The 25,155-nt window shown below is 46.1% G+C and carries 17 protein-coding genes and 2 pseudogenes; 8 read left to right on the top strand and 11 right to left on the bottom strand.

What is annotated here, in order from left to right:
* Positions 1–14 precede the first annotated feature (14 nt).
* The gene (locus NSS95_RS03210; RefSeq protein WP_064505185.1) at positions 15–734 is read left to right on the top strand and encodes a hypothetical protein; all 720 of its coding nucleotides are present in this window, start codon (positions 15–17) and stop codon (positions 732–734) included.
* A 1,214-nt stretch (positions 735–1,948) separates the two neighbouring features.
* Here NSS95_RS03210 and NSS95_RS03205 read toward each other — a convergent pair.
* Positions 1,949–3,343: an MATE family efflux transporter gene (locus NSS95_RS03205; protein WP_046721038.1), complete on the bottom strand. Its 1,395-nt coding sequence runs from the start codon at positions 3,341–3,343 to the stop codon at positions 1,949–1,951.
* Positions 3,344–3,621: 278 nt separating this feature from the next.
* Here NSS95_RS03205 and NSS95_RS03200 point away from each other — a divergent pair, with 278 nt between their 5' ends.
* Positions 3,622–4,497, top strand: coding sequence for a 3-hydroxyacyl-CoA dehydrogenase (locus tag NSS95_RS03200; protein ID WP_061577398.1), 876 nt, complete (start codon positions 3,622–3,624; stop codon positions 4,495–4,497).
* A 190-nt stretch (positions 4,498–4,687) separates the two neighbouring features.
* Here NSS95_RS03200 and NSS95_RS03195 read toward each other — a convergent pair whose 3' ends face one another.
* From NSS95_RS03195 to NSS95_RS03175, 5 genes are all read right to left on the bottom strand, one after another.
* Positions 4,688–8,209: a YhaN family protein gene (locus NSS95_RS03195; RefSeq protein WP_061577390.1), complete on the bottom strand. Its 3,522-nt coding sequence runs from the start codon at positions 8,207–8,209 to the stop codon at positions 4,688–4,690.
* Positions 8,206–9,480: a metallophosphoesterase family protein gene (locus tag NSS95_RS03190; protein ID WP_035182309.1), complete on the bottom strand. Its 1,275-nt coding sequence runs from the start codon at positions 9,478–9,480 to the stop codon at positions 8,206–8,208. The genes NSS95_RS03195 and NSS95_RS03190 overlap by 4 nt, the downstream gene beginning before the upstream one ends.
* Before the next feature lie 333 nt (positions 9,481–9,813).
* Positions 9,814–10,377 (bottom strand): NADPH-dependent FMN reductase, encoded by a 564-nt coding sequence (locus tag NSS95_RS03185; RefSeq protein ID WP_340713780.1) that lies wholly within the window; start codon positions 10,375–10,377, stop codon positions 9,814–9,816.
* 264 nt (positions 10,378–10,641) lie between these two features.
* Complete coding sequence (locus tag NSS95_RS03180) at positions 10,642–11,463, bottom strand: aldo/keto reductase (RefSeq protein ID WP_035182318.1); 822 nt, start codon at positions 11,461–11,463, stop codon at positions 10,642–10,644.
* 478 nt (positions 11,464–11,941) lie between these two features.
* Positions 11,942–12,691 carry an alpha/beta hydrolase gene (locus NSS95_RS03175; protein WP_061577545.1) on the bottom strand — a complete coding sequence of 250 codons (750 nt, stop codon included), beginning with the start codon at positions 12,689–12,691 and terminating at the stop codon, positions 11,942–11,944.
* Positions 12,692–12,840: 149 nt separating this feature from the next.
* Between NSS95_RS03175 and NSS95_RS03170 the strand changes: the two genes are divergently transcribed.
* The 5 genes from NSS95_RS03170 (at position 12,841) to fbpA (ending at position 16,252) form a co-directional block, all read left to right on the top strand.
* Positions 12,841–13,467 (top strand): spore coat protein, encoded by a 627-nt coding sequence (locus NSS95_RS03170; RefSeq protein ID WP_026684873.1) that lies wholly within the window; start codon positions 12,841–12,843, stop codon positions 13,465–13,467.
* A gap of 327 nt (positions 13,468–13,794) precedes the next feature.
* Positions 13,795–14,088, top strand: coding sequence for a transposase (locus tag NSS95_RS03165; RefSeq protein WP_064505187.1), 294 nt, complete (start codon positions 13,795–13,797; stop codon positions 14,086–14,088).
* Positions 14,089–14,099: 11 nt separating this feature from the next.
* Positions 14,100–14,969: an IS3 family transposase gene (locus tag NSS95_RS03160; RefSeq protein ID WP_235601147.1), complete on the top strand. Its 870-nt coding sequence runs from the start codon at positions 14,100–14,102 to the stop codon at positions 14,967–14,969.
* Positions 14,970–15,259: 290 nt separating this feature from the next.
* Entirely contained in the window at positions 15,260–16,024 is a 765-nt protein-coding gene (locus NSS95_RS03155) for an alpha/beta hydrolase (RefSeq protein WP_014095963.1), read from the top strand.
* A gap of 42 nt (positions 16,025–16,066) precedes the next feature.
* Entirely contained in the window at positions 16,067–16,252 is a 186-nt protein-coding gene (gene fbpA / locus NSS95_RS03150) for a Fur-regulated basic protein FbpA (protein WP_014095964.1), read from the top strand.
* A 308-nt stretch (positions 16,253–16,560) separates the two neighbouring features.
* On the opposite strand, the gene NSS95_RS03145 is transcribed toward fbpA, so the two are convergent.
* The 5 genes and pseudogenes from NSS95_RS03145 to NSS95_RS03125 form a co-directional block, all read right to left on the bottom strand.
* Positions 16,561–17,340: a Cof-type HAD-IIB family hydrolase gene (locus tag NSS95_RS03145; RefSeq protein WP_017551350.1), complete on the bottom strand. Its 780-nt coding sequence runs from the start codon at positions 17,338–17,340 to the stop codon at positions 16,561–16,563.
* Positions 17,341–17,368: 28 nt separating this feature from the next.
* Positions 17,369–17,911 carry an SIS domain-containing protein gene (locus NSS95_RS03140; protein ID WP_017551351.1) on the bottom strand — a complete coding sequence of 181 codons (543 nt, stop codon included), beginning with the start codon at positions 17,909–17,911 and terminating at the stop codon, positions 17,369–17,371.
* Between the two features lie 140 nt (positions 17,912–18,051).
* A complete protein-coding gene (locus NSS95_RS03135; protein WP_017551352.1) occupies positions 18,052–19,011 on the bottom strand; it encodes a LacI family DNA-binding transcriptional regulator in 960 nt (319 codons plus the stop codon).
* A 305-nt stretch (positions 19,012–19,316) separates the two neighbouring features.
* Positions 19,317–20,708 (bottom strand): annotated as a pseudogene (locus NSS95_RS03130) (MFS transporter).
* A 331-nt stretch (positions 20,709–21,039) separates the two neighbouring features.
* Positions 21,040–22,101 (bottom strand): NAD(P)-dependent alcohol dehydrogenase, encoded by a 1,062-nt coding sequence (locus tag NSS95_RS03125; protein ID WP_017551353.1) that lies wholly within the window; start codon positions 22,099–22,101, stop codon positions 21,040–21,042.
* 224 nt (positions 22,102–22,325) lie between these two features.
* Between NSS95_RS03125 and NSS95_RS03120 the strand changes: the two are divergent.
* Positions 22,326–24,846: pseudogene (locus NSS95_RS03120) on the top strand (tetratricopeptide repeat protein).
* Positions 24,847–25,155: the final 309 nt, after the last annotated feature.

The following is a 25,155-nucleotide window of genomic DNA, read 5'->3' as shown; positions in this document are numbered from 1 at the left end:
AAGGCGTGCAGAACATGGAGAGAAATCCTTTGATTGTGAATGGCTCGGGCGCTTATGGCGGCGGATTGTACGGAAATGTTAAAGTGAACGGGGAAGCGGAAATTGTCGATGCGCTCGATTGCTTGAACTTGTCGATCCGCGGTACAAGCAAGGTAAGCGGAAATACAACCGCCAAGATGATTTCAGTTTTTGGCGAGGGGATATTTGCCGGCAGTGTAGAGGCAGAGAAAATGAAAGTTTCAGGCAGCTGCCGGATTGAACGGGATGCGGAAATCAAGACCAGCCTTGTACGCGGGGAGATGGAAATCGGCGGACGGTTCAGCACGGAAAAAGCAGAGATCAAAGGGTCGCTTGACGTCAAAGAAGATGTCGAAGCAGAGGCTTTTATTTTAAAAGGAAAGTTTCTAGTTGGCGGCCTGTTAAATGCGGAAGAAATTGAAATTGCGTTAAAGTATAGCAACAGCCGCGCGGGCGAAATCGGCGGGAAGAAAATTGACGTCCGCATGCAAGGCGGGCTTCCCGGCATGTTTGGAAAAAAGCGGCATCTGTTGCACGCTGATATCATCGAAGGGGACCAAATCTATTTGGAATACACCGAAGCCGGCACGGTTCGCGGGGAAAATATCGAAATCGGCCCCGGCTGCAAGATCGGTTTAGTGGAGTACACGGGAACGCTGAACATTTCAAATGAGGCAGTGGTCGAAAAACAACAAGAGTCAGGAGCCAATTCGTAAACAGGGGGCTAAATTTGCTCCCTTTTTTGTCTCCCTCAGCCTGATGAAGACATTTTGGACGCGGATGTTTCGCGGCGCACAGGCATTTGGATTGGGGGCTGGGCCTAAGAAAGCGGGGGAAAATGACAATCTTGACTTAGAACCCCTCTAATTGAACAAAAGCTCAACGCTCCCTGAATGTTTTGTCTAATTAGAAGGTCCAATTAGACAAAAGCTCCCCGACCGGCGTTCGTTTTGTCCAATTGGCTGACCTGCGTGAAGAAAGCGAGAAAAAAGATATTCCGGCGTTGTCAAACTCGCTTTTGTTCCTCTTGAACCCTGCAGCCCAACCTGTTTCGCCCCCTATTCCGATCGCGGCCACTCCCTTTTTTCCAAATAACGGAAGCCCCACCTTCTTGGCAATCCTGTTTTTTTCTTGAACGGCATGCTTCCCAAATGAAAAGGCAGTGCGATGAACGGGTACTTCATCGCACTGCCTTTAGTTTGGTATTACAGGGGACCCAACCATGCCGCATCCTGTATACATTTTCACATTCGGGGGGTAGCTCCCCAATGTATGAATGGGGTTTTCAGCCTTTTCCCGGCTGCCGGAGTGTGATGTTATCAGGACGCCTGTCGTCGGCTCCGTGACAGATACAAATCTTTGTTAAGATTTGCTGCTTTTAAAGCTTGTGCCTTAAAAGATCCGTAACTGATCCGGCTTTCCTTTGCCTTTCCATATTCTTTTGCCTGAAAGTTCATTGACATTTCATTTGACTGTTCAGCACTTTTTCTCATGAATGAATTGCTTTGCGGCCTTTTCCTTTTGAAAACTTTCCTTAGAAAACTTTCATCGTCGGAAACTGGTTCCCCAATTGCTTTCATTCATTTACTCAAGTGCCTGGAGTTTCCATGATTCTTCAAATCACTTTTTCGGCAATCGTTTATGTCCCGGCAAAAGGTTTGCTTTTCAGCTGCCTGAACGGGCGGAGAGCATTCGCCAATTCCTTTTTAGTGGACCGGTTGCGCTCACCGTTCTGGGCTTTTCGAAATATACGCGTGAAGACGGAACCAATCGGGATGGTTGAGTCTCCTGCAATCCCAAACTGTAAGGGCTTTCCTTCCTTACACTTGTAGTATAGCATGGGCAGCCGGAAAAAGCTGTGTCGAAATTGTTAACGTTTTCACATTTTGAAAACTAAAAGCAGTGCGGACGATCGCACTGCTTTCCGTCGTTAAACCAGTTTATGCGCATACCATTTGGCACCTTTGAAGCGGTTCATAAAAATGAGCCCGCGCACACCCCATTCGGCAATCATCGCGACCCAGACGCCAATGATGCCAAAACCGAATGTAATCCCTAAAATATAGCCGAGTATCACCCGCAAAAGCCACATTGACAACAGCGAAGCGACCGATGTAAATGTTGAGTCACCTGCTGCCCGGAGCACGGCCGGCATAATAAAACTTTGCGGCCATAACAGCGGCTGCCCGAACGCAGAAATCAGGACAATCGTAAAGATCGTCGGAATAATCGAGTCAGGCGGATTAAACAATTGCATCATGACAGGGAAAAACGGCAAAAGAACCGCTGTCGTTACGATATAAAGCAGCGAAGACAAAACAATAAACGACTTTGCAAATTTCCGCGCGTCATCGATATTCCGCCGACCCATGCATTGTCCGACAATCGTAACAATCGCAATGCTGAGCGCGTTTGGTCCAATCTGGAAGAGCAGCGTGATTGAACTTGCGATCGCATTTTCCGTTAGCGCCAATGTCCCAAGTTGCACAATAAATGTCTGTGTCAGCAGTTTCCCGCCGTTAAAAAAGATTTGTTCCGCCGCAAACGGGATCCCGATAAACATCACTTTCTTCAATAAAGAAAAATCAAGGTGCAGCGCATTTTTTATTTTAAAACGAATCGTCTCATTGTACTTCATAACGTAAAAAATGGAAGCGATCATACCGAAAATTCTTGCACATAAAATGGATGTCACAAGGCCGACGACACCCATATGAAAAATAGTGATAAATACAACATTGAGCACGGTATTCGTTAAGTTCATAAACAGCGACAAGCCGAGGCATGGCTTTGTTTCCCCGACGCCGCGCAAACCGCCCAGTACTGCCTGGAAAATCGCAATAAAAGGATACGAGAGACAGCTGCCAATCAAATAAATTCTCGCATTATGAAAAACGGCTGCATCTGCTTTCCCGAACAGTAAATTGAGCGTCGGCGTGTTGAACACAATCACAAACACGGCAAGCACGACCGAAAAAATAGCAACAGCAGAAATGGCTTGTGTCGCCGTCTTTGACACCATTTCTTTATTGCCAATGCCTTTATACTGGGCAACAATCACCGTTCCACCGGTTGCAATTGCAATAAATACGTTGACAAGGAAAATATTCAATGAATCTACCATGTTTACGGCACTGACAGCACTGACGCCGGCAGAACTGATCATCGCCGTATTTAGAAAACTCATTAAGATCAAAAACGCCTGATCCACCAAAATTGGGATAATAATGCCAATAACTTCCCGATAATCTATAGAATCCCCCGTTAAATATCTGTTCAGGTAAAAAGTAGACTTCTGCTTGAGTTTGACAGCTTTGATTTCCATAAGACCTCTCTTCTTCATTTTGCGGGCTTTTTCATCCGTTCTTTTGAATGCAACCCATATTATATCACCTTGATAAAAAGAGTAAAGCTTTTTCGCCTAGCGAAATTTACGATTTTGTGAATAGCAGGCAACCCGGAAAATAAGCGCCAGCACGCCAAATGAGGCCTGTAAAACTGCATTTTTCCATTGATAGCCATTCAAATTTTGACGCTTCATTTCCATGGTGATACGATAGGATTGTAAGGGGTTACATAAAACGCGAGAAAGGGCGTATGATGATGAACTTTCAAAATATCACCATTGCAGGGAGCGGCGTACTCGGGAGCCAAATTGCCTATCAAACGGCTTTTAAAGGCTTTCATGTATATGTTTATGATATTTCTGCCGAGGCAATCGAACAGGCAAAAGAAAGAATTTCCGGGTTGAAGGCCCGGTACCAGAAAGATCTTGGTGCAACAGAGCAAGAAGTGGACGCAGCCTATCATAGAATTTCTTTTTCTGATGATCTAGGACAAGCTGTAGCCAATGCCGATCTGGTCATTGAAGCGATTCCGGAAGTGGTTTCCATTAAAAAGGACTTTTACCAAAAACTTGGAAAATTGGCACCGGAAAAAACGGTCTTTGCCACGAACTCATCGACCCTGCTGCCAAGCCAGTTTGCAGAAGCAACCGGCCGCCCGAAAAAATTTCTGGCGCTCCATTTTGCCAATGAAATTTGGAAAAACAATACAGCAGAAATCATGAAACATCCTGGCACAGATGAAAAAGTGTTTCAGGATGTGATCGCATTCGCAGAGGCAATTGGCATGGTGCCGCTGCCTTTGCACAAAGAGCAGCCGGGCTATATTCTGAACTCTTTGCTCGTACCGCTGTTGGAAGCAGCGCAAATGCTGCTGGTAAAAGGGGTTGCCGATCCGGAAACGATTGACAAAACATGGCGCATTGCAACAGGCGCCCCGGCCGGACCATTCCAAATTCTGGATGTTGTCGGCATCAACACCGCCTACAATATCAGTTTGGCAAAAGCAGAAACTACCGGCGATGAACTGTATAAAAAAATAGCAGACTTGCTGAAAACGGAATACATTGACAAAGGCAAACTCGGAAAAGAAACAGGAGAAGGCTTTTACAAATATTCTTCCACCGAATCCTGATGTAAAAGAAGGACCCGCACAAAGCGGGGCCTTTTTTATTTTGTCTTGCTTTTATAGTGATCCCGAAAAAACTTAATTCAAAAGCCACAGCCATAGATAGAAAAGAATCAACCTGTATCTGGTAAACATTGCAGCACTTACTGAATGGGCCGGATAAAAAGCAAAAACGGATTTGTTCGGCAAGCCCTGTTTAATGCACGGCAATTTTCTGCCCGTGGAAAGCCAAGTACTGGACGGCTTCCGGCGGGGCGATTTCCTGCATCATGTCGACAAGGCGCTGATGATGTGTGAAAAAGATGATTTGCGTGCAGCTGGAAAGTTCGAGCAATACTTTCAATGTTTCTTTTGAACGTTCATCGTCGAAATGGACGAGGATGTCATCGACAATGAACGGTAGCGGCTCGTTTTCAGCTGCGTATTTTTCAATGCTCGCAAGGCGTAAGGACAGATACAGCTGGTCGGTCGTCCCGTCGCTCATCCCGTTCAGCGGCACATTCTCCCCGCCGCGCACGCCCATTAAAACAGGCTCGTCCTGCTCGTTGTAATCCACCGCCAACCCGTCAAAAGAATGAAGTGTCAGCCGCGCAAAAATATCACCCGCACGATTTAAAATCGGATTTTGATTTTGGCTCCGGTAAAATTCAATCCCCTTTTGCAGCAAAGCGGCAGCGAGTTTCAACTGGATATATTGCTCCGTCAAACTGGCGATTTGCGCATGCACGCTTTCCCTTTCCTGGCCGGCTTCAATGGCTGTCATGTTGGCGCCGCGAATCTGTTCTTCGTATTCTTTTTTGACCGCCCCATATTCCTGCTCCACCTCGGAACGCGAGGCTTCCAAACGGTCAAGTTCACGCCCGGTTTCCGCCAAATCGGCGTCAATCGAATCTGCATCAAACCGGGCCGCCTCATCAAGCAATTCCTGCAGTGATTTACCGGCACCCGCATCCAGCATGTCCGCTTCGATTTGCCGAATGTCTTTTTCAAAACTTTTTTTCAGCAGGAAAGCTGTTTCAATTTGCTTTAGTTCTTCGATTGTGCTGCAGCCTGCCTGTTGGAAAAGTTCTGTTAAAACCGCTTCAGCTGCTTCCAGTGCTTCTGTTTCTTCTTTTCTCTCATTCTCCAAGTCTTCTAAACGGCGTTTGAGCTTTTTCAAAGCGGCATCGTCCTGTTGGGCATTTTGCAATAGCTGATACATCTGGCTTACGGCAACAGCGGCATTCTCCCCGTTCGATGGAAGTTGGGCCGTTTCAAGGATATGCTGCACTTTTTCTTCAAAGCGCGCCATTTTTTCAGTAACGGCTTGCTGCTCTTTTTCAGTCTGGTTGTATGCATCATAGAGTTGCATACATGTTTCATAGCGGGCGAGCAGGGATTCAGCAACCGCCGGCGGCACCTCTTCCAATATTGCCGTGCCCGCGACAGCCGAAGACCAATTTGCCAGCCATGCTTCGCGTTTCTTCCCGATTTCCGCTTTCTCCGTTTGCATCTCTTCCCGTTTTTCTTTTAAATCGCGGATAGCCGTTTCGAGGCTGTCCTTCTTTGCGGCAAGATTGCGGACTCGTTTCAATTCGTTTTCTGCAAGACTTACCAGTTCCGCAAGCGGCTGCCCTTCTGAAACGGCGGCAAATGTTTTCAGCACGGCAGATAGCGCATTGCAGCAGTCCGCACGGCTATCATGGAGCGCGCGCATTTTATCTTGCTCCTTCTCATAATCCTGCATCAAGCTTTTAATTTGCGCGTGTTTTTGCAGCCATTCCCGCATCTCTCCAGGCGTAAGCGGACGGATTTGCGCCGGCGCCCAAAGATTTTGCCAGCCGGATTCCCACGCACGCAAAGCTTCTTCAAGTCCGGATTTCTCTTTTTCAAGCTGTTCCTTTTTCCCGCGGAACTTTCTAATATCGGCTAAAAGTTTATTCTTCTCGCCGACTTTTTCCGCTTCCAGCCGCATCGTATCCGCAATCTGGTCAGCTTCAAGGACATGTTTCTCATAAACCGACGCGGCCGGCTCTCCCTTTGTATATGTTTCAGCCGTTTCAAGCCAATGGCCGGTTTCAAGTTTGGTGCGTATCAGCTGCCAGCCGGCATCCCTTAAGGCACGGACGGCCGACAGCTTTTCTTCGGACGGGATCTCGGCAATGGAATCAAGCCGGCGGATGCTTTCTTCTGAAGCTTCGATGTCCTCTTCCAACCGGGAAATCCGGCTTTGCACCGAGTCCAGCTGCCGCGTCAATTGCTCCGCCTCTTTTTCAAATTTCTTCACCGTTTCTTCTAAACCGGGCACCGGGAGTTTGACAAGTTCTTCCGCCTCACCATCCCATAACGGCAAAGTACGGACGGCTTCTTCCACTTGCCGCTGCTTTTGCCGGCATTCCGCGGCCAGCTCGTGTATCGCCGCTTCCACGTCCCCTGCACGGTTCACCTTTGCCAGGACGGCTTCCAGTTTTTCCACGTCCGGCAGATCAGGCAAGGCAGCCAATTCTTCCAGCTTCTTTGCCAGCTCTTTTTCCAGTTTTTCGCCTTCCCGTTTCAATGATTCATAAGCCTGGTCGAGCAACGGCTTTTGCTTGCAAAGCTCGCGGATCATTTCTTTTTGGGCGGAAGGCAGCCGGTAATGTTCTATATTTTCAACTGTTGCACGGCCCGGGTCGATCTCCTTCATAACGGACATCAATTGGGCTTGGAGCTGCTGCTTTTTCCCTTCGAGCTCAGGCAGCATTTTTTCATCGTCTTCGTACTGTTGCACTTGGCGGTAAAGGGCTGTAATCGCGGCAGCCTGTTCTAAAATGTGTTCCGGAATGCTGATTTCTTTCATTTCCGCTTCGGTGCCCGCCAGTTGCCGGGAAATTTTGTCCAAGTTTGCCCGGGAAGCGTTCCATTTGTTTTCCGCTTCGGCACGGACTTCTGCAATATTATCCGGAAGATCCGGGACATCGCCGAGCGCTTCCAATTTTTGCAAAAGATTTTTCCGGTTTGCGATCTTCGGCAAAATCCATTTGACCCGTTGCAGCTGTTCTTTTTGGCTGCGCAGCGTCTTTATTTTTGCGGTGAGGGCGCCGAGTTCTTTTTCCAACTCCCGGTAACGCGCCTCGAAAGCTTTCCATGCCTGTACTTTCAACTGCTGCTCATTGATTTTTTTCGAAAGCTCTTTTTCCCGCTTGAGCAGCTTATTTAATTCAGGGACGGAACCGGTTTTTTTGTACAGTGCGCCTGCCTGTTTGTCAAAGTTCTCGAGAACCCGGCGCAGCACATTGATGCCCGAAGCGGCGGTGAAAAAACTTTCCCCGGCATTGCCCCCGCTTTCCAAAAGGCTTTCGCCGCCTTCACGAAGACGGACATGGTCAAGGGCAAACATATTTAAAAACTGGGATTCCGGCATATGGTTTAAAAAGGCCGCGACCGTATTTTCCGGGACCGGGTTGCCGTCCGGGTCAAGTGCCGTATTCTTTTTCCCTTTTCTGCGGGTAAACTGCAAGGCTTCCCCTTTTGTGTTGCGCAAAAGCCCTTCAATTCTTAATTTCGTATTGCCATGGAGGAAAGCGTCGTTCGTTTTTTGCGGAAATCCGTATAAAAAATGCGTAATCGAGCGGAGTGTTGTGCTTTTTCCGGCTTCGTTCGGCCCGAACAGCAGATGGAAGTTTTTCTCCGGATCAAAGGAAAGCATCTGGTCAGTAAAATGCCCGTAAGCAAGCAGGTTCAAATAATCAAATCTCATGCCTTTTCCGCCCCCGTTTCCGTTAAGGAATAAAGAATGAAGTCTTCCACATCTTTTATCCGCTTTTTGACGAGGCCCGGGTTGGAAAAATCAAACCCGTCTTCCCCTTCTTTCAGTTCATGCGGAATGGCCTGGCGGATATCGCTGAACTCATCCAGCAGCGCTTCAAGCATCTCTTCATTTTCGGCCGTGCTGCGGATAAATTTTAGCACCGTCCCGATTGGCGACTGTTCATCGGAAAAGGCATCGGCATCGTTCAGTCCTGTTGTTTTGATTTTTACTTTCTCCACCCAGATTTCACCGAAACCTGTCTCAAGCGCAATGGAACGCAGCTGGTTCAAGAGGAGGTCTTTTTTTGCAATCAGTTCCCTGTGCATTTTCGTTGCGCCGGCCAATTCAAAACGCACCGCCAAGTAACGCCCGTCTGCTTCCCCGTATGCCTTTTCAAGCGCACTGCGGGCCGCGTCCATGAGCCCGTCCATCGTTTCGATGTCGCCCATATCAACCGGGCATAATGTCCAGCGCAACACATCAAGCGGGATGGGTTCCATCTTTTCAATCGTATCGTCTTTTACTTCCACATAGGTGCAGCCCTTTTCTCCTGTCTCCCGGATATGCCGTCCCTGGATATTTCCCGGGAACAAAATCACCGGATCATGCGGATGGAGCAATTCCCGCATATGGATATGGCCGAGCGCCCAATAATCATACTGCTTCTCCATCATATCTTCTATCGTGCACGGCGCGTAATTTTCATGCCCTTCACGCCCCGTCGCGCTTGTATGTAAAATGCCGATATTGAAATAGCCTTCTTTTTTCGGCGGATAGTTCTTCACAAGATTTTCTTCCACTGCCCGTTGTGCAAAACCTTGCCCGTGAATGGCGACGCCAAGTGCATCAAGGGTAACCGTTTCCGGCGCTTTGACCGGAAATTCGTGCACATTGGCCGGCAGTTTCAGAGATTTCGTCATCAAATTGGCCGCATCATGGTTGCCGCGGATGAGGAAAACAGGAATGCCTTCTTTCTGCAGGCGCACCATCTGGCTTGTGAAAAATAGGCCGGTATTGTAATCTTTCCAGTTGCCGTCATACAAATCGCCGGCAATGATGAGAAAATGGACTTGCCGTTCAATCGCCGCATCCACCAAATTTTTAAATGCTTCACGGGTTGCACCGCGGATTTTTTCCACTGGTGCCCCCTCGTATTGCTCCAGGCCGGCCAAAGGGCTGTCCAAATGAATATCAGCCGCATGGATAAATGAAAAAGACAAGGCACTCCCTCCCAAATTTAAAAACGAGAACATTTATTTGCTATTTTAATTTTACATGGACAGGGAGGGAATGATCAAGAGAAAAACCGTTTTTCTGAAAAATTTTTATATTTAGGTAAGTTTTTTGCAAGCCGTTGTAGTTTAAACAGAGGAGTTACACCTGGCTAATTCCCAGTTTATATTGAATATCGTTCACCAGTTTTTGGTATCTTTTTTCTTCCCGGAGAACTGCAAAAACGGGATTTTCCTTTACTCTCCTACCACCTGCATCAGAAAAGGGCGGACAGTTTTAGCTGTCCGCCCTTTTCTGAATCGTCCGGTACGTGCGCGGCTTTAATCGCGGGAGATGTACGCTGCTTCTTTTATTTTTGCATACGTTTCCGTAAGCATGACGGTGTCCTCCACAAGCCGGCTGATGCGCAAGAGGACGTCTTCATTGACAATTTCTTTCTGGTAAAAATCTTTTTCCTCTATAAAAACATAAGACTGGACAATTTGTGCCCGCATGTAAGACAAAATCGGCTTGATCTGCTGCTCGGCAATCAAATAATGTTTCGGTGAGCCGGCCGTGACAATGATGCTTGCCACCTTATCCCGAAGTGATTTTTCGGGCAGCAGGTCAAACACATTTTTCAATGTCGCCGGAATCGATGCCTGGAAAACCGGCGTGCCGATGATAAGCGCATCCGCGTCCATGACAGTTTGCGCCACAAATTTGGTATCCCCTTCGTAATCCATATAATGGCGCCCGTCGCTGAACTGCACATCGTAATCCGCCAGATCAAGGAGCGTGACTTCCGCGTTTGGATATTTCCCACGGATCACGTTTACCGCGTAGTTCATCGCTGTTCTTGTTTTCGAGCCGACTCGCGAGCCCGAAAGTGCAACAATCTTCATTTATGCTCCCCCTGGTTCTTTGCTGTATATTTTTCAATGCCGGTAAAAAGTCCGCCGATTTCTCTATTTTTTCAAACAGCCTGTGCCGGCCGGGATTGACAGACTGCCGGCGTTATTGCTGTTATACCTTTTCTGTAAACTGCTGCTTTGTTCTTTTGTAACTATTATAATATGAAAAAAGAACGGTTGCACTTAATCGCGCTTCGGAATCGGCTCCGGTACATTTCAAAAGGCTGTCCAAATGAACAGCCTTTTTCTTTCCGTTTATTTTTCTGTCTCTTTCAACTGATCGAGATATTGCATGTCTTCACTGGAAATTTCAAAGTCTACGTCCGCATTTTGCAGGATAAATGCCTCATGCGTCGATTTTGGGAGTGGCAGCACGCCTTTTTGCAAGCAGTAACGGATGCAAACTTGCGGAAGTGTTTTGCCGTATTTGTCTGCAATTTTTTGTATCTCGGTGTTTTCCAGAATTTTTCCAGTAGCAAGCGGCGAATAGGCCTCAACCAGAATGCCATTGTCCTGGCAGAATGCTGTCACATCTTCCTGTGTATGTCCAATGAAGTAACGGATTTGATTGACCATCGGCTTGATTTTTGCATTTTCCATCACGGCTTTCAGGTCGGAAACGCTGAAATTGGAAACGCCAATTGCCCGGCAGCGCCCGCTTTCATAGATCTCCTCCATCGCTTTCCAAACTTCAATATTTTCTTTCGTGTAATCGGCCCCCTTTTCGCTCCACGGCCACGGGGCATGAATCAGATAAAGGTCGAGCTGCTCAAGGCCAAGATTTTCCATTGTTTCGTCAAATGTTTTCAGCGCTTTGTCATACGACTTGATTTCCGCCGGCAGCTTGGACGTGACAAAAATGTCGCGCCGGTCAATGCCGGAATCCCGCACTGCTTTGCCGACACTTTCTTCATTATGGTAAGCATAGGCGGTATCAATGTGGCGATAGCCGTTTTTTAAAGCAAAAGATACGGCATGGTAAGTGGTTTCGCCATTCGGGACTTGCCATGTACCAAGGCCGATTTTCGGGATCGCCACCCCATTTTCCAATACAAAAGTTTCATGTAGACTTGACATATACATTCCTCCCAATTTTACAAAAATGGTTTATACTACAGCACCGGCCGTTTCGGTTGCAGCCTATGTGAAGAAACTACGATTTTTTTGCGTGCTTTCTTTACATAAACGCGCTCTATGTTAAGGAACATCAATTTTTTTGCGCGTTTCCTTCACGTAGGCGCACTCTATGTTAAGAAACGGCGATTTTCTTGCACCCTTTCTTAACATAGGCGGCTTCTACGTTAAGGAACAACGCCTTTTTTCCTCGCTTCCTTCACATAGACGCCTTCTACGTTAAGGAACAACACCTTTTTTCCTCGCTTCCTTCACGTAGACGCACTCTACGTGAAGGAACATCGATTTTTGCGCCAGCTTTCTTTACATAGACGGACTCTGCGCGCGTGGTAAAGTCCCAAAAACATGAAACTTCTGATTTTCTTGAACCCTTTTCTGAGCCATCAAGAACCGTTTTCCCGGACCGTCAAATTCCCCTCAATTAAGCATTAGCCGGAAACTGGCCGAGCACTTTATGAAGCCAGGAAACGCTCAGGCCAAACCATTTTTCAACATCTGCATCCACATTTGCTTTTAATCCGTTTGAAGTGTGGGGTTTGGCGAGCGACAATCCATGCTTGCCTTTTTGAAAAATATGCGACTCAAATGGAATGCCATGCGCATTCAACGCCTGCAAGAAGGCAATTGAGTTTTCAATCGGCACGGTTTGGTCTTCAAACGTTGAAAACAGAAAAGCCGGCGGCGTTTCGGCAGTCACTTCCTTGTCAACAGACGGCACCGGAAAAGCAAGGCTTTCGCTCATCGAATCCAAAATACATGGGTAGCCTAAAATCAAGGCATTGGGCTTATTTTTCCCGATCGTACCAAGTGCAGCAGCAAGATGGCCTCCTGCAGAAAAACCAACAACTGCAATTTTTTCAGGGTCAGTATGCCAGTCTTTCGCATGCTCGCGGATCATCGCAATCGCTTCTTCCGCATCTTGTAAAGCCGCTTCAAACCGGAATGTTTCCCCGACCGAGTAGCGCAGTACAAACGCGTTGAATCCTTCCGCCAAATATGCCATTGCAACCGGTTCCGCTTCCCTGTCCGAGGTAAACCGGTAGGCGCCACCGGGAAAAATAAGCACAGCCGGGCGCGCCTCGATATTGCTGAACTCAGGGGATCCGTCCAGCACATACGCTGTCAGTTCAGCATTCTGATGCGCCTTTAAACGTAAAGTTTCTGTCTTCACAACGCTCTCCTCCTTCTCCCCATTTGTGGGACGGTTTCATTTTTACAGTAGCACTGGCCATTACAAAAAACAACGAAAACGTTCCTGTATATCCTGCCCCGTTTAAAACAAAATAAGATTGGTTTAAAAAATGAAGTGGAGGTTGAATCATGAAATTAGCCGCACATGAACTGTACGATTTAAATGAACTGGCGATGAGCTGTGTCAACTCGATTACGAACATGGCATATATGCTCCAGCATGTCCAGGATCCGGCGTTCAAAAAAATTCTGGAAAAACATTTTCCGCTCCATATCCGGGACTACAACATGAAAGTCGAATTTTTAAACAAAGCTGAAGGGGCAAAAAAAGAATTGCCGTTGTTAAAAGAAAACCAAGAGATTTCCAACATGGCACTGCAAATGGCCCCACCGGCTGTCCCTGTCCAGCCGCGGACGATGGTTGAAGATATGAACGACCGCGAAATGGCAACTGCGTATTTGTTAACGCTGAAACGGGCCGGGCGGGAATATGCATGGGCGGCGATGGAAATGGCAAATCCTGAAATCCGGTCGTTTTGCCAGACTGCCTTTATGATGAGCTGCGCCCACGCCTATGACATGTGGCAGTATATGGCATCGAAAGGCTACTATCCGGTTGACCAGGCAGAATCTGTGGATACGGCAAAAATCGGCGCCATGTACCAAGTTGTTCCGGAAAACCAGCCGCAAATCCAGCAGTACATGGCACAGTCCCAGAATCCGACTGCCGGAGACAGCGGGCAATTGTATCAATAATGGCTTCACTCCGGTGAGCCCGGAGTATCAGTGATTAGCCTATTGCGGAAGCAGCTGCTTCTGCAATAGGTTTATTTGTCTATCATTTAAAACCAACTTACATAACAAAAAGAAGAGAAAGGCATTTGATTTTATCTCTAAGTCAATTTCTTGAACTCCTCCCCTTTTCCCGCCCATAATGTATTTGTGGAGCTTATGTCCAATTGGAACACCTAACGGGACAGTTCTTCCGCGGCGGCAGGGGCTTTTTAAGTTAGTCTAAAAAGTGGACACGGGGAAATGAGATTAGTATATAATACAATCATCATTAAAAAGGACGTGTTCATAATGGGGAAACATTACGATCGGGAGTATAAGGATTATGCTTCAAAATTGGTGGTTGAGGAGGGGAGAAAGGATACTGAGGTAGCTTATGAACTGGAAGTATCCTACAAATCGTTGTGCAGATGGGTTGCTGATTATAGGCAACGGGTAAAAGGTGAACAAACGGCAGAGCGCTACATTACCCCTTCAGAATTAGAAAAGATGAAAAAACAACATGAGAAAGAATTGGCTGAGATACGGGAGGAAAACGAAATCTTAAAAAAGGCCATGCGCATCTTCACAAAAAACCAGGAGTAAAATACCGGTTTATTCAAGCTCATTATGATGAACATTCAGTCGTGAAGATGTGTAAAGTCCTGGAGGTTTCTAAAAGTGGATATTACAAGTGGTTGCGCAACCAGGGGCCATCAAAAAAAGAGGCTTATCTGAAAGAAATTCGACAGAAAATAAGCAAGTCTTTTCATGAGAGCCAGGGGACGTATGGGAGTCCAAGAGTACACAATGACCTGGTTGAATGGGGCTATACCATTTCCCAAAAAACAGTAGCCCGTTTGATGAAGGAAATGGGTTTGTCAGCCTCGTCTAAAGAAAAGTTCGTTGTTACAACAGATTCCAATCACGATATGAAGATTTATCCTAATCTTCTCAAACGCCAGTTTAAAACAGAAGGGCCGAATCAGGTTTGGGTGGTGGATATTACTTATATCTGGACGCTTGAGGGCTGGGTATATTTATCATCCGTGATGGACTTGTTTTCGAGGAAAATAGTGGGATGGCGTATGGGCGGACGTATGAAAAAAGAGTTGCCAATCCAAGCATTGAATATGGCGATTACTTCAAGGCAACCTGGGGAAGGGCTGGTCCATCATTCAGACAGAGGATCCCAGTATTGTTCCAAAGAATATACAGATATTCTAAAAGCAAACGGAATACAAATCAGCATGAGCAGAAAAGGAGATCCATACGACAATGCTTGTATCGAATCTTTTCACGCCACTATCAAGAAGGATTTAATACACAGGAGGCGCTTTGAAACCAGGGCTGCGGCAATGAGAGCTATAAATTACTATATTAGCAGTTTTTACAATGAACGGCGAAAGCACTCCACCTTAGGGTATGTCTCACCCAACCAATTTGAGAGGAAGCACCAGCAATTAACAGAAGAAAATATCTCATAAATTACTCAAATTCCTCTTACGGCGTCAGAGATGATCAATCACGCCTTTCGATTGATCATTTCTGATGCCTAACCAAACGAAGTGCGGTAGGGGTTTTAAATAAAAATATCTCAAATCTATGTGTCTACTTTCTTGACATAAGACCAGCCTCTTTTGCCTCCTTCTGTTTTTTTACCTATTCTATTCCATTTTACCGTTAAAACATACTTTACAACTAGGATTAATTGGTTTAAAATTATGTTAACATTTTAAATTCACTGACCATATAAATGTTAGGAAGGAGCTTTTTTATGCATGAATACTATCCCGTTCTTTCGGGTGCAGAATCCTTTTTTATAAAAGGAAATGAAATTGGCATTCTCATCTCGCATGGATTCAACGGCACCCCGCAGAGCGTCCGCTTTTTGGGAGAGGCACTGGCATCGGACGGGTTTACGGTTTGCGCGCCAAGATTAAAGGGACACGGGACGCATATCCTGGACATGGAACGCTGCACTTACAAAGACTGGATTGCTAGCCTTGAAGAAGGTTATCAGCTGCTGAAACGGCATTGCCATGATATTTTTGTTATTGGCCAGTCAATGGGTGGCACACTGGCTTTGCATCTCGCGGAAAAACACCCGGATATCCGGGGAATAGTGTGTATCAACGCGGCTATCCAAAGCATTCCTGAACTGGAAAAATGCCTGGCGAAAGGACGGTTTATTCAAGAGGGCCCGCCGGATATTAAAGCAGCGGGCGTGCATGAAATTTCATATGAAAAAGTGCCGGTGGCTTCCATCCGTGAGCTTCTGTCCGTGATGTGGGAAACGCGGGAAAACCTCTCCGCCATCCATTGCCCCGCACTTTTGTTCCAATCAACAGAAGACCATGTCGTGCCTCCTGAAAATACAGAGTATATTGCCGCGCATATTCATGCCAGCCGGAAAAAAATCGTACCGCTCCGCAACTCTTATCATGTCGCAACAATGGATCATGAAAAAGAATGGATTGCGGCCCAATGTTCATTATTTGTTCAAGAAATTGCGCATATCGAAACCCGTACGGAAATATGATGAGTTTTAAATCATGCTCCAAAAGAATGGGAGGATGCTCATTTGAAAAATTTTCTACGGCACGCGATAGAGAAAAAACGGCAATATTTGATAGAACAGCTGATTGCTCTTGGCGCCTATCAGGAAGATGACAAGCAGCTTTTCACCCTGACATTGACGGAACTTGAAACAGAATATGCATACTTCAGCAAAATCAGCCAAGAAAAAGAAGCGTCCGGAAGAGAATAGTTTTGCCGGCGCTTCTTTTTTGTGTATTTTTTTAAATGCCCAAAAACGGCATAGACGTTCCTGCCACAGTAAACGTGACACCTTTATTTAGGGCTTGCTGAACGAATCCAATTCTGAGTTTGTCTGCAAGCTCTGTCTCAAAATATAGCAGAATTCTTTTGCAGAAATGGGTGATTTTATCTGATTTGGCTTACGAGTGCAAGCTTTTCACCGGATTTGTTGTAAAACTAGCATTTAAATGGTTGCCAAAGCTGTCAGCATCCTTGCCAAATCTAAGCAGTTTGCTTATTCAGCTAGCTCTGTACAGGTTATAACAGCCCTACAATTTGCAGACCGTGGGGAATGCCCATATCCTCCACCGATTTTGTAATATATTTGGCGGCGGCCTTTACCTTTTCTTCCGCATTTCCCATTGCCACACTGTTTTTAATCATGGACAGCATTTTAATATCATTTAACCCGTCGCCAAACGCATATTGGCGTTCTGGAGGAAAGCCCAATTTTTCAACAATCTTTTTAATTCCTCTCGCTTTTGACCCGCCTTTTGGCAAAACATCGACGGAAAGCGGATGCCACCGGATAAATTCAAAATCCGGAAACGCCTGTTCATACTGTTTCTCTTCCCCTTCTGAACAGAACAGGAGCGCCTGGTACAATTCACGCCCTTTATAATAATGCGGGTCATACGCAGGCAACCGGCCAATTTTCAAAGACGCAATGCTTTTTTCAATATCCTCGTGGTTTGGCACATTGGCCTTCATGTCTTCATGGTCCATGTAGACAAGCGGATGCTGGTGGGAAAGGGCATATGCAGTCAATTCTTCAAGCGATTGCCTGTTTAACGGATTTTTAAACAATACCTCTCCGTTCATAACAACATATTGCCCGTTATAACTTACAAACGTATCCATCCCGAGTTCTTTCCGCAAATCTTCAAACATAAACGGGGCCCTGCCCGTTGCAATGGCTGTGACATGACCATCGCTTTTCAGCTTATCTATCGCTTTTTTGGTTGTGACAGGCAGCTTCTTCTCATGTGTCAGCAAAGTCCCGTCGATATCAAAAAAAATCACGCTTTGTTGCTTCATATTCTTCATAATCCTTTCCCGTTCTATTTCAAGCATACTCATTTTCAGGATGCCGTTTTTTCATTAAAGATGCTGTAATGACAGCATAAATCAAAAAACTCAGCAGTTCAAATAAGGTTCCGATTCTTTCCGGGGTGGGGCCGGCCTGTTTTATGCTTTCAAATTCAGACGATTCGTCCGGCAACAAAACCGTCACATCCGCCATTTTTGCAAGAGTTGATTCAGGAGAAGCCGTGATGGCCACCATTTTTATGCCGTGGAGCCTGGCTTTTCGGGCGGCATTCAATAAAGTAGGATTTTCTCCCGATTTTGAGCTGAACAGGATGGTATCCCCTTTTTCAGGAACAGGTGAAATCAAATCGCCGATCATCCCAACCCGGAACCCCAAATGGACCAGCCTGTTGGCAAAGACACGGAGGATCATTTCCGAACAGCCCGTTCCCGCCAAAAACAAACGGTTCGACCGGCCAATCACCTCTACAACCTTCTCTAATGGTTGATCGCCTACTTTACTGCACAAACTGGCATACAGTTCTAAAACCATGGCCTTTGCATCTTCCAGTATATTCACTTTTCTCCCTCCCCGTTTGATAAAGCACAAGCATCCATATTGATGACGGCGTTTCGGGTACAATTTTTTGTATTGGCAGGCTGAGGTTGGCCGGGCTTTACACGCGGCAGAACTGAATGGAACTTCCTCAGTCTTTATCCCTATACCGTGCCTCTTTCAATGAGTTTTGCTGAGATTTCCTTGTTTTTAATTTCCTTCGTCAAAACCTGGCGAACAAGGTTCCGGCCCATGTCAACAAGCGGGATATCTATGGTTGTGATATTCAGCATTCCAGCAATCGGTTCATTGTCAAATCCGATGATCGCCAGCTCATCCGGAATAGAAATTTGCTGTTTGTTGCAACTGATGACAATCCCCGCTGCAACCTGGTCGCTTGTTACAAGCAATGCCGAAGGAGGCGGGTCCATTTCTTTTACCCGGCTCAAAACCCTTTCTCCATCCTCGTAGTCGTAGCATTGGTCAAAAATATATTCCGGATGGTGCGGCAAATGGTATTTTTCATGGAAATCCCAGTAGGCTTTATCGCGATTCCGGCTGTTGGTGCCGGATTTCCTGCCGATGCAATACCCGATTTTCGTATGGCCTTTCCGGTACAAAAATTCCAGTGCATCCATAAAAATTTTATAGTGGTCAATATAGGTTGACGATATTTCGCCGCCTTTTACACATTCACAAAGCGCAATCGGCCCGAATGGCAAGTATTCTTCAATTTTGCGCATACTGCAGGCACGCGAACAAATGATTAAACCGTCAATTTGCTTTTGTTGCAGCATTTGTAAGGCTTCCGTTTCCCTGCTTTCCATATAGTCTGTTTGAAACAAAAGCAGTTTATGGTTATACTCAAGCGCCTGCTTTGCGATCCCTTTCAATAAAAGGGCAAAATAAGGATGATCTGTAAACGGCAAAACGACCCCGATCAATTTTGTTTTCCCTTTACTTAAATGAACGGCATTGATGTTTTTATGGTACCGGGTCGCTTTCACCGCTTTTAAGACGGCGTTCTTTTTTTCTTCACTTACATACGGATGATTGTTCAGCACACGGGAGACGGTCGTCACAGACACGCCGGCCATTTTCGCCAAGTCTCTAATATTTGTCATAACCTCACCTATTAAAACACTTGCGATTTTTCAGCAGGCATCCATGCTTTAGGATGGAAGTGTTTAAACCAAGCCCCTGCCAGCAGGCTCATTTTTATGTATTTATAGTGTAAATGATGAAACGCATTTCATGTCAATTTTTATTTTTGCAAAATCCGTTTCGATGTTGAAACAGAAAAGCGCCGGTGAAGATGTGGACATGCAAAAAAGGGCTGGTTGCTGCAGCCCTCGCATTTTACCGGAGAAAAGGGCACCGGCATCTCGGCCGGCCCCTTGATCTTCCAAAAATCCCCATACATACGGTTTCATCTTTTCTGCTCCAGTTCTTTCATCATCTTCTTGTATCTGTTTTCTGTAATAGGATAAAAGCTGATCAGCAAAACAGACAGCAGAATAAAAATGCCGGGGATGATTGCATTCATGTCCTTAATCGCTTGAAGGGATGAAACGGACTGGGCTGCATTCGGAACATAGCCGGCCTTGTTTAAAAAGAACGCTGAAAACGAACCGGCGAGCGCAACACCCAGTTTATTGGTAAAACTCATACTCGAAATCACCACACCGTCTGCGCGGATTCCCGTTTTCCACTCTGCATAGTCCACACAATCCGCAAGCATCCCCCATGCGAGCGTGTTCAGCGGGGTGGTAAAAAACCCGGAAACAAACAGTAAAAACAAAATCAGTGGAATGGAGGAATATGCTGTAAATTGCAAGCCGACATAAGAAATCAGGGAAAGGGCTGCCGAAATCATCATGACGTTCTTCCTGTCCCATTTTTTGGACAGGCTGGGGATGAAGATATTGCTGATCAGCGCAGCACCAAAAAATAACAGCGTCCCCATAAACACCAAATCTTTGCGGTGGACATTATAGGTGAAGTAGTAAACCATTGTCGTCAATTTAATGTTAAAACCGACGGCAAAAGCCAGGAAAGAAGAAGCCAGGATGAGCAAAGGTTTATTTCGGATCAAGACGGCCAATGTTTTCTTTACACCGTGTTTTTTTCTGGTTTTATAGCGACCCTCTCCCGCACTGTCAGGAAACTGATCAAATTTAATGCAAAGCTTGCGGCCGCATAAACAAGCGCCGTGAGTTGAAATCCTTTTGCCTGGTCATCGCCGCCGAAATATTGGGCAAGCGGTGTTGCACAAGATATGGAGAGAAGAATTCCGATATAGACCAAAATCATCCTGATCGTTGTCAATAATGTCCGTTCCTGTAAATTGTCCGTCATTCTTGCAGTCAGGCTGTTTACCGGTATCGTCTGCATGCTGAATGACATCCCGAGCAAAATATAGGTCACGTATGCATAAATTCTGTTGCCCGCCACACTAAAATGGGGCGTTGTAAAACATAAAAAAGTAAACAAAGCAAGAGGAACTGCCGCCCATAATAAGTACGGCCGGGCTTTCCCCCATCTGCTCTTTGTCTTATCCATAATGGCGCCCATCACCGGGTCAAAAACGGCATCCAAAACGCGCACAACAAGGAACAAAGTGCCAATGATAGCAGGTGAAATCCCGTCCACATCGGTATAATAGAATAACAGATAGGCGTTTACGAACTGGAAAATAATATTATAAGACATATCCCCGAGCCCGTAACCGATTCGTTCCGTCCAAAGACAACCTGCCGCCGGAAGCGCTCTTTTGATTTTCCACTGCATGGAATCGTACTGTTTTATCAGAAACCAACATAGGTGATACTTCCGAATGCGTTTTCAATGATTCGTTCATTCAACTGCCTGCAGAAAAACAGACATTTTGTACCGGCTTTTCCTTCAAACATGCAAATGGATGATGGATGCGGGTGGCTTGAAATTCATCGGCCAGCCCGCATCATCCTCCCCATTCTATGATTCGTGTGACATCCTACAGGCCATCATGATTTCGATCCTATTTTTCCGGTGAAACCCATCCGGCCCGCGCATGTAGATTGCAAACATTTTCTATAAAATGAACGAATGATACTACCCTTTTCCTAAATAGGGATGCCTCGCTCTTGTTATAAATGAACGGCTCAGTATTTTCAGTTGTTCGGATAAATCATGACTTTCAGGCATTCGTTCTTGAAATTCAGTGCGCGTTCCATCGCCTGATAAGTATCTTCCAAGGCATATTGATCCGTCACCAGTTTTTTCACATCCGCGATGCCGGAAGCCAAAAATTTTATGCCTTTTGGATACGTATTCGCATAACGGAAAACACCGTAAATATCAATTTCATTATCCGCGATAAATGGGACGTTCAACGGAATTTCATTTTGAGCCGGTAAACCGACAATGGCCAGCTTCCCGCCGCGGCATACAGATGCAAGCGCTGATTGGAGCGCTGCTGGATTACCTGCTGTTTCCCAAGCAACATCAACCCCCTTGCCATTGGTGATGTCTTGAATTGCTTCATAAGGATCTTGTTCGCGAATATTGATCGCATAGGTAGCGCCCATTTCTTTTGCCGCTTCAAGCCGCAATGGTTCCAAGTCCGTTACAATAATGTTCGACGCTCCGAAGGCCCTCGCTGCCACAACAGCCATTAAACCGACCGGACCCATTCCCATAATCGCTACGGTCGATCCCGGTTGCAGTTTTGTTCTTGTGGCTGCGTGAATGCCAACGGAAAAAGGTTCAACAAGAGAAGCCTCTTCATAAGAAAGCGCATCCGGAATGGCGAACACAAAGTCTTCTCGCATTTTAATATATTGGCAAAAGGCACCATCTACAGGAGGGGTTGCCAAAAATTGGACATGTGGGCAAAGATTGTAACGCCCTTCTTTACATGCTTCACAATGCCCGCAAGTGACACTTGGCTCAACAGCGACTCTGTCCCCTACTTTAAAATGGCGGACTTTTGAACCAACTGCTGCAATTTCCCCTGCACATTCATGCCCGAGAATAAACGGCTTGTCCACTACATATTTTCCAATTCTGCCCGTTTCGTAATAATGTAAATCCGAACCGCAAATGCCGACCGCCATGACTTTAATTAAAACTTCATTTTCTTCAATTTGCGGAACAGGCAATGTCTCAATCGAAATATTTCGTGTCCCGTGCATCACTGCTGCTTTCATTGTTTCAGGTATATGGTTTGTCATCTTCAAAGTCCCTCTCTTTGAAAAACTGGATTTCCGGAATATACCGTGATGAAAGTGCATTCATTTTGGCATATTCTGTTTTCACTATTTTTATCATACAAAACGGATGAAAGGGGAACCAGCTATTGTTGCTGTATAAAAGGACAGCCGCACTGTATGTTTTATGCTTAAATCTTAGACATCGGTTATTATATTGATAAAATATAGGAAAGGAGGTGCAGGCTTTGGCCGAACTTGAAAACCAAAAAAAGTTTTCCAGTCTGCTATCTTCCGGTGTTAAAGCTTTAAAACAGCACCCGGATTACAAGACAAATAGAGAAGCCGGCAACAAAACCGGGCAATCTTACATGGAAAAAATCGCATACAAACTAGGTGTATCCCCTAACACCGTTAAAAGCTGGATCGGCCAAATGGGATCGAAGTATATTCCGGGCCGGATCGAGGATGCCAAACTGTTCGGCATCATCTGGCTCATTCTTGAAAAAGGATGCATGAATGTAACGTGGTTCATGGAATTGCTGGAAACCACTTCCATCCCTGTCATCGAACCGGCATTGCCGGCATGGGTGGCGTCCTGCCTTAAAAAAGCAAAAACGATGAACGATAACGGGACAATCGGTACACCCCCGCCTGAGGAAATCAATATGGTCATCACCCGTCTGTTTGGAAACGCCGCTGTGCTTGAAAGCGAAGAGAAAAACAAATTTTCCGCGCACAACCTGCCCGCACGCTGGTCAGGGCGCTTTATTGGTAGAAAATCAGATTTACAAGCCATCTATCACTGGCTTCTTTCCCCTTCGCCTGTTTGTTCCATTACAGGGTGGGCCGGCGTGGGAAAAACGACGCTCGCCCTTGAAGCCGCTTATGCTTGTGCAGGGGAACCGGGTGAAGAAGCGGCAAATGTCTCTGATAAGTGGCCCGCGTTTCACTGCATCATTTGGTTCAGCACCCATTTAACAGGGTTAAGTTTCAATGATTTTTTAAATACAATCGCTTACCAGCTTGGACTGACAGAACAAATCGATAAACCCGTCATGGAAAAACGTTTTGCAGTGCGGCATGCTTTACAGCTTTTTTTCCAGGGAACAGCCGATACTGCTTATTGTGGATAGTATGGACGCCGCTGAAAAAGAGGTGCTTGAATTCATTATCAACCTCCCTCAAGGCGTAAAAGCAATGCTGACTTCCCGTGAAAACTACAATCAAGATTATAAAGACGCTTTTCAAAATTTCACAATTGTCAAGTTAAAGGGATTAAACGAAAAAGAGGCACTTTCATATTTGTCATTTGTCATCCGCGAACATTTGCAAACCGGCAGTGCACCTAACCAGGAAGAGTTGCGGCATCTGACACCGGAGATGCAGGCAAAGCTGATCAAAGCGGCCGCCGGGAATCCAAAAGCGCTGTCCCTCTGTATTGCCTATATCAGCGACGGCGGCATTCCGGCAGAACAACTCATTCAGGAAATCGAAAGCGCCGGGTATTCATTACTGGAGTTATTTGAATTTCTTTTCGGGAGAACATGGAAGCGCATCGATGAAGCAGCCCGCCGTTTATGGCAGGTGCTCTGTTTTTTTGAAAAGCCGCCCGTTGAAGCTGCCTGGGCCGCAGCGGCAGGATTAGATGCCAGGGGCTTTTATGCAGCAGTTGAACAAATGCGGAATTATGCGCTGATCCATCCTGACCGGACAGACGGAAAATTGCGCTACCCCGCGCATCAAACCGTGATTGCTTACGGTGAACAGCACTTGTCGGAAAACCGGCAGCTGGAAAAAGAGGCGCGAAAACGATGGGCTCGCTATTATATCCATTTTTTGGATACCCATTTAAAACGGGAACAGCCCAATATATTCTATTGGCGCTATCTGCTTGGCCGGGATCTCGATGATCTGAAGCAGGAATGGACAAACATTCGCAAGGTAATGGAATGGGCCAGCCAATCAGACGAAAAGGAAATATTGATTGAATTCGTAGTCCGTACCAGCCATTTTTTAAGCCGGGTCAATCTGCCTTTACGGGTCGAATACGGGCGAAAAGCAGCTGATTTTGCTGCTGCACTGGGAAAAAGCATGCTCGAAGCTTTCTTTCGGATTGATACGGTTGGATGGGCGCTGATGGAAATGAATGAGCTGAAAGAGGCGCTCACACAAATTGATGCCGGGCTAAAGCGGCTATCCGGCCTGGATGCTGGCAATGAGGATACCCGCGACTTGATGGTCTGGGGGCATGCCTTAAAATCAAGGGTGCTTCTTAAATCGGGCGACCCCGATCAGGCAGAGGCCATTCTCGGCAAAGTCATTCCGGTCCCCTCCACCCCGATGATCAAGCACCGTGTTTTATTAGTCCAGGGCGATTTATATTTGGAACGGAAAAAATACAAAGAGGCCATCCGTGCATATGAAGCTGCTAATCAAATCAGCCATTCTTACGGCGGGGAAAAGACGATTGAAGCCTATTTTAATCTCGGCATCGCATACGTGGAAAATCAGCAGTTTGAAAAAGCGGCGGCGGCATTTGAAAAGATGCTTTATCAAAAAAACAAAGCCAACCCGATTGAGTTAATGTACTATCACTACGGCATGGCCAGATTATTTGCCAAAAAAGGCGATTTGGCATACGCCCTTTATTCCAGTCAGGAAGCTCTTCATCTCGCTGCGTCATGGGAACAAAACATCAGTATCCGCGATGAAGCAGAAAAGTTCAATCAGTTTATAAAGAAAAAAATCCAATATCAAAACGGATGAATGGCGTCGGTCTAGGTGCCCGTGCCATAACGAGCCTTGCATCAGAGAAAAATGACAAACAGCCGGCGCAACTTTTCAAGACAGCCGTCACTGCTGCAACGAAGGCAGCATCAACAAATGAATTTCCTGCCGTGCTTTTTTTACGAAAAACACCCGGAGCCCAGGAAATGGAATCTGCGAAAAAAGAAACAGGCTGCATGTTATAATGAACCATGGCATATATAGGAAAAAAGCAGAAAAAGGAGGGGCCTGCCGTTTGGAGGTGGAATCATGCGCAAAGCAGGCGCCCGGATTGACTTTTTGAAAAAG

The organism is Weizmannia sp. FSL K6-3076, assembly GCF_038007245.1.
Lineage (GTDB): Bacteria > Bacillota > Bacilli > Bacillales > Bacillaceae_C > Weizmannia > Weizmannia faecalis.
Note: the sequence above shows the minus strand (reverse complement) of the source record. Positions and strands in the feature narration are given on the sequence as shown.

What these genes read in the sequence shown, in the direction of transcription:
- NSS95_RS03210 (WP_064505185.1), top strand. Translation starts at nt 15, where the DNA reads ATGGAGAGAAATCCTTTGATTGTGAATGGCTCGGGCGCTTATGGCGGC.
- NSS95_RS03205 (WP_046721038.1), bottom strand. Translation starts at nt 3,343, where the DNA reads ATGGAAATCAAAGCTGTCAAACTCAAGCAGAAGTCTACTTTTTACCTG.
- NSS95_RS03200 (WP_061577398.1), top strand. Translation starts at nt 3,622, where the DNA reads ATGAACTTTCAAAATATCACCATTGCAGGGAGCGGCGTACTCGGGAGC.
- NSS95_RS03195 (WP_061577390.1), bottom strand. Translation starts at nt 8,209, where the DNA reads ATGAGATTTGATTATTTGAACCTGCTTGCTTACGGGCATTTTACTGAC.
- NSS95_RS03185 (WP_340713780.1), bottom strand. Translation starts at nt 10,377, where the DNA reads ATGAAGATTGTTGCACTTTCGGGCTCGCGAGTCGGCTCGAAAACAAGA.
- NSS95_RS03180 (WP_035182318.1), bottom strand. Translation starts at nt 11,463, where the DNA reads ATGTCAAGTCTACATGAAACTTTTGTATTGGAAAATGGGGTGGCGATC.
- NSS95_RS03170 (WP_026684873.1), top strand. Translation starts at nt 12,841, where the DNA reads ATGAAATTAGCCGCACATGAACTGTACGATTTAAATGAACTGGCGATG.
- NSS95_RS03165 (WP_064505187.1), top strand. Translation starts at nt 13,795, where the DNA reads ATGGGGAAACATTACGATCGGGAGTATAAGGATTATGCTTCAAAATTG.
- NSS95_RS03155 (WP_014095963.1), top strand. Translation starts at nt 15,260, where the DNA reads ATGCATGAATACTATCCCGTTCTTTCGGGTGCAGAATCCTTTTTTATA.
- NSS95_RS03145 (WP_017551350.1), bottom strand. Translation starts at nt 17,340, where the DNA reads ATGAAGCAACAAAGCGTGATTTTTTTTGATATCGACGGGACTTTGCTG.
- NSS95_RS03135 (WP_017551352.1), bottom strand. Translation starts at nt 19,011, where the DNA reads ATGACAAATATTAGAGACTTGGCGAAAATGGCCGGCGTGTCTGTGACG.
- NSS95_RS03125 (WP_017551353.1), bottom strand. Translation starts at nt 22,101, where the DNA reads ATGACAAACCATATACCTGAAACAATGAAAGCAGCAGTGATGCACGGG.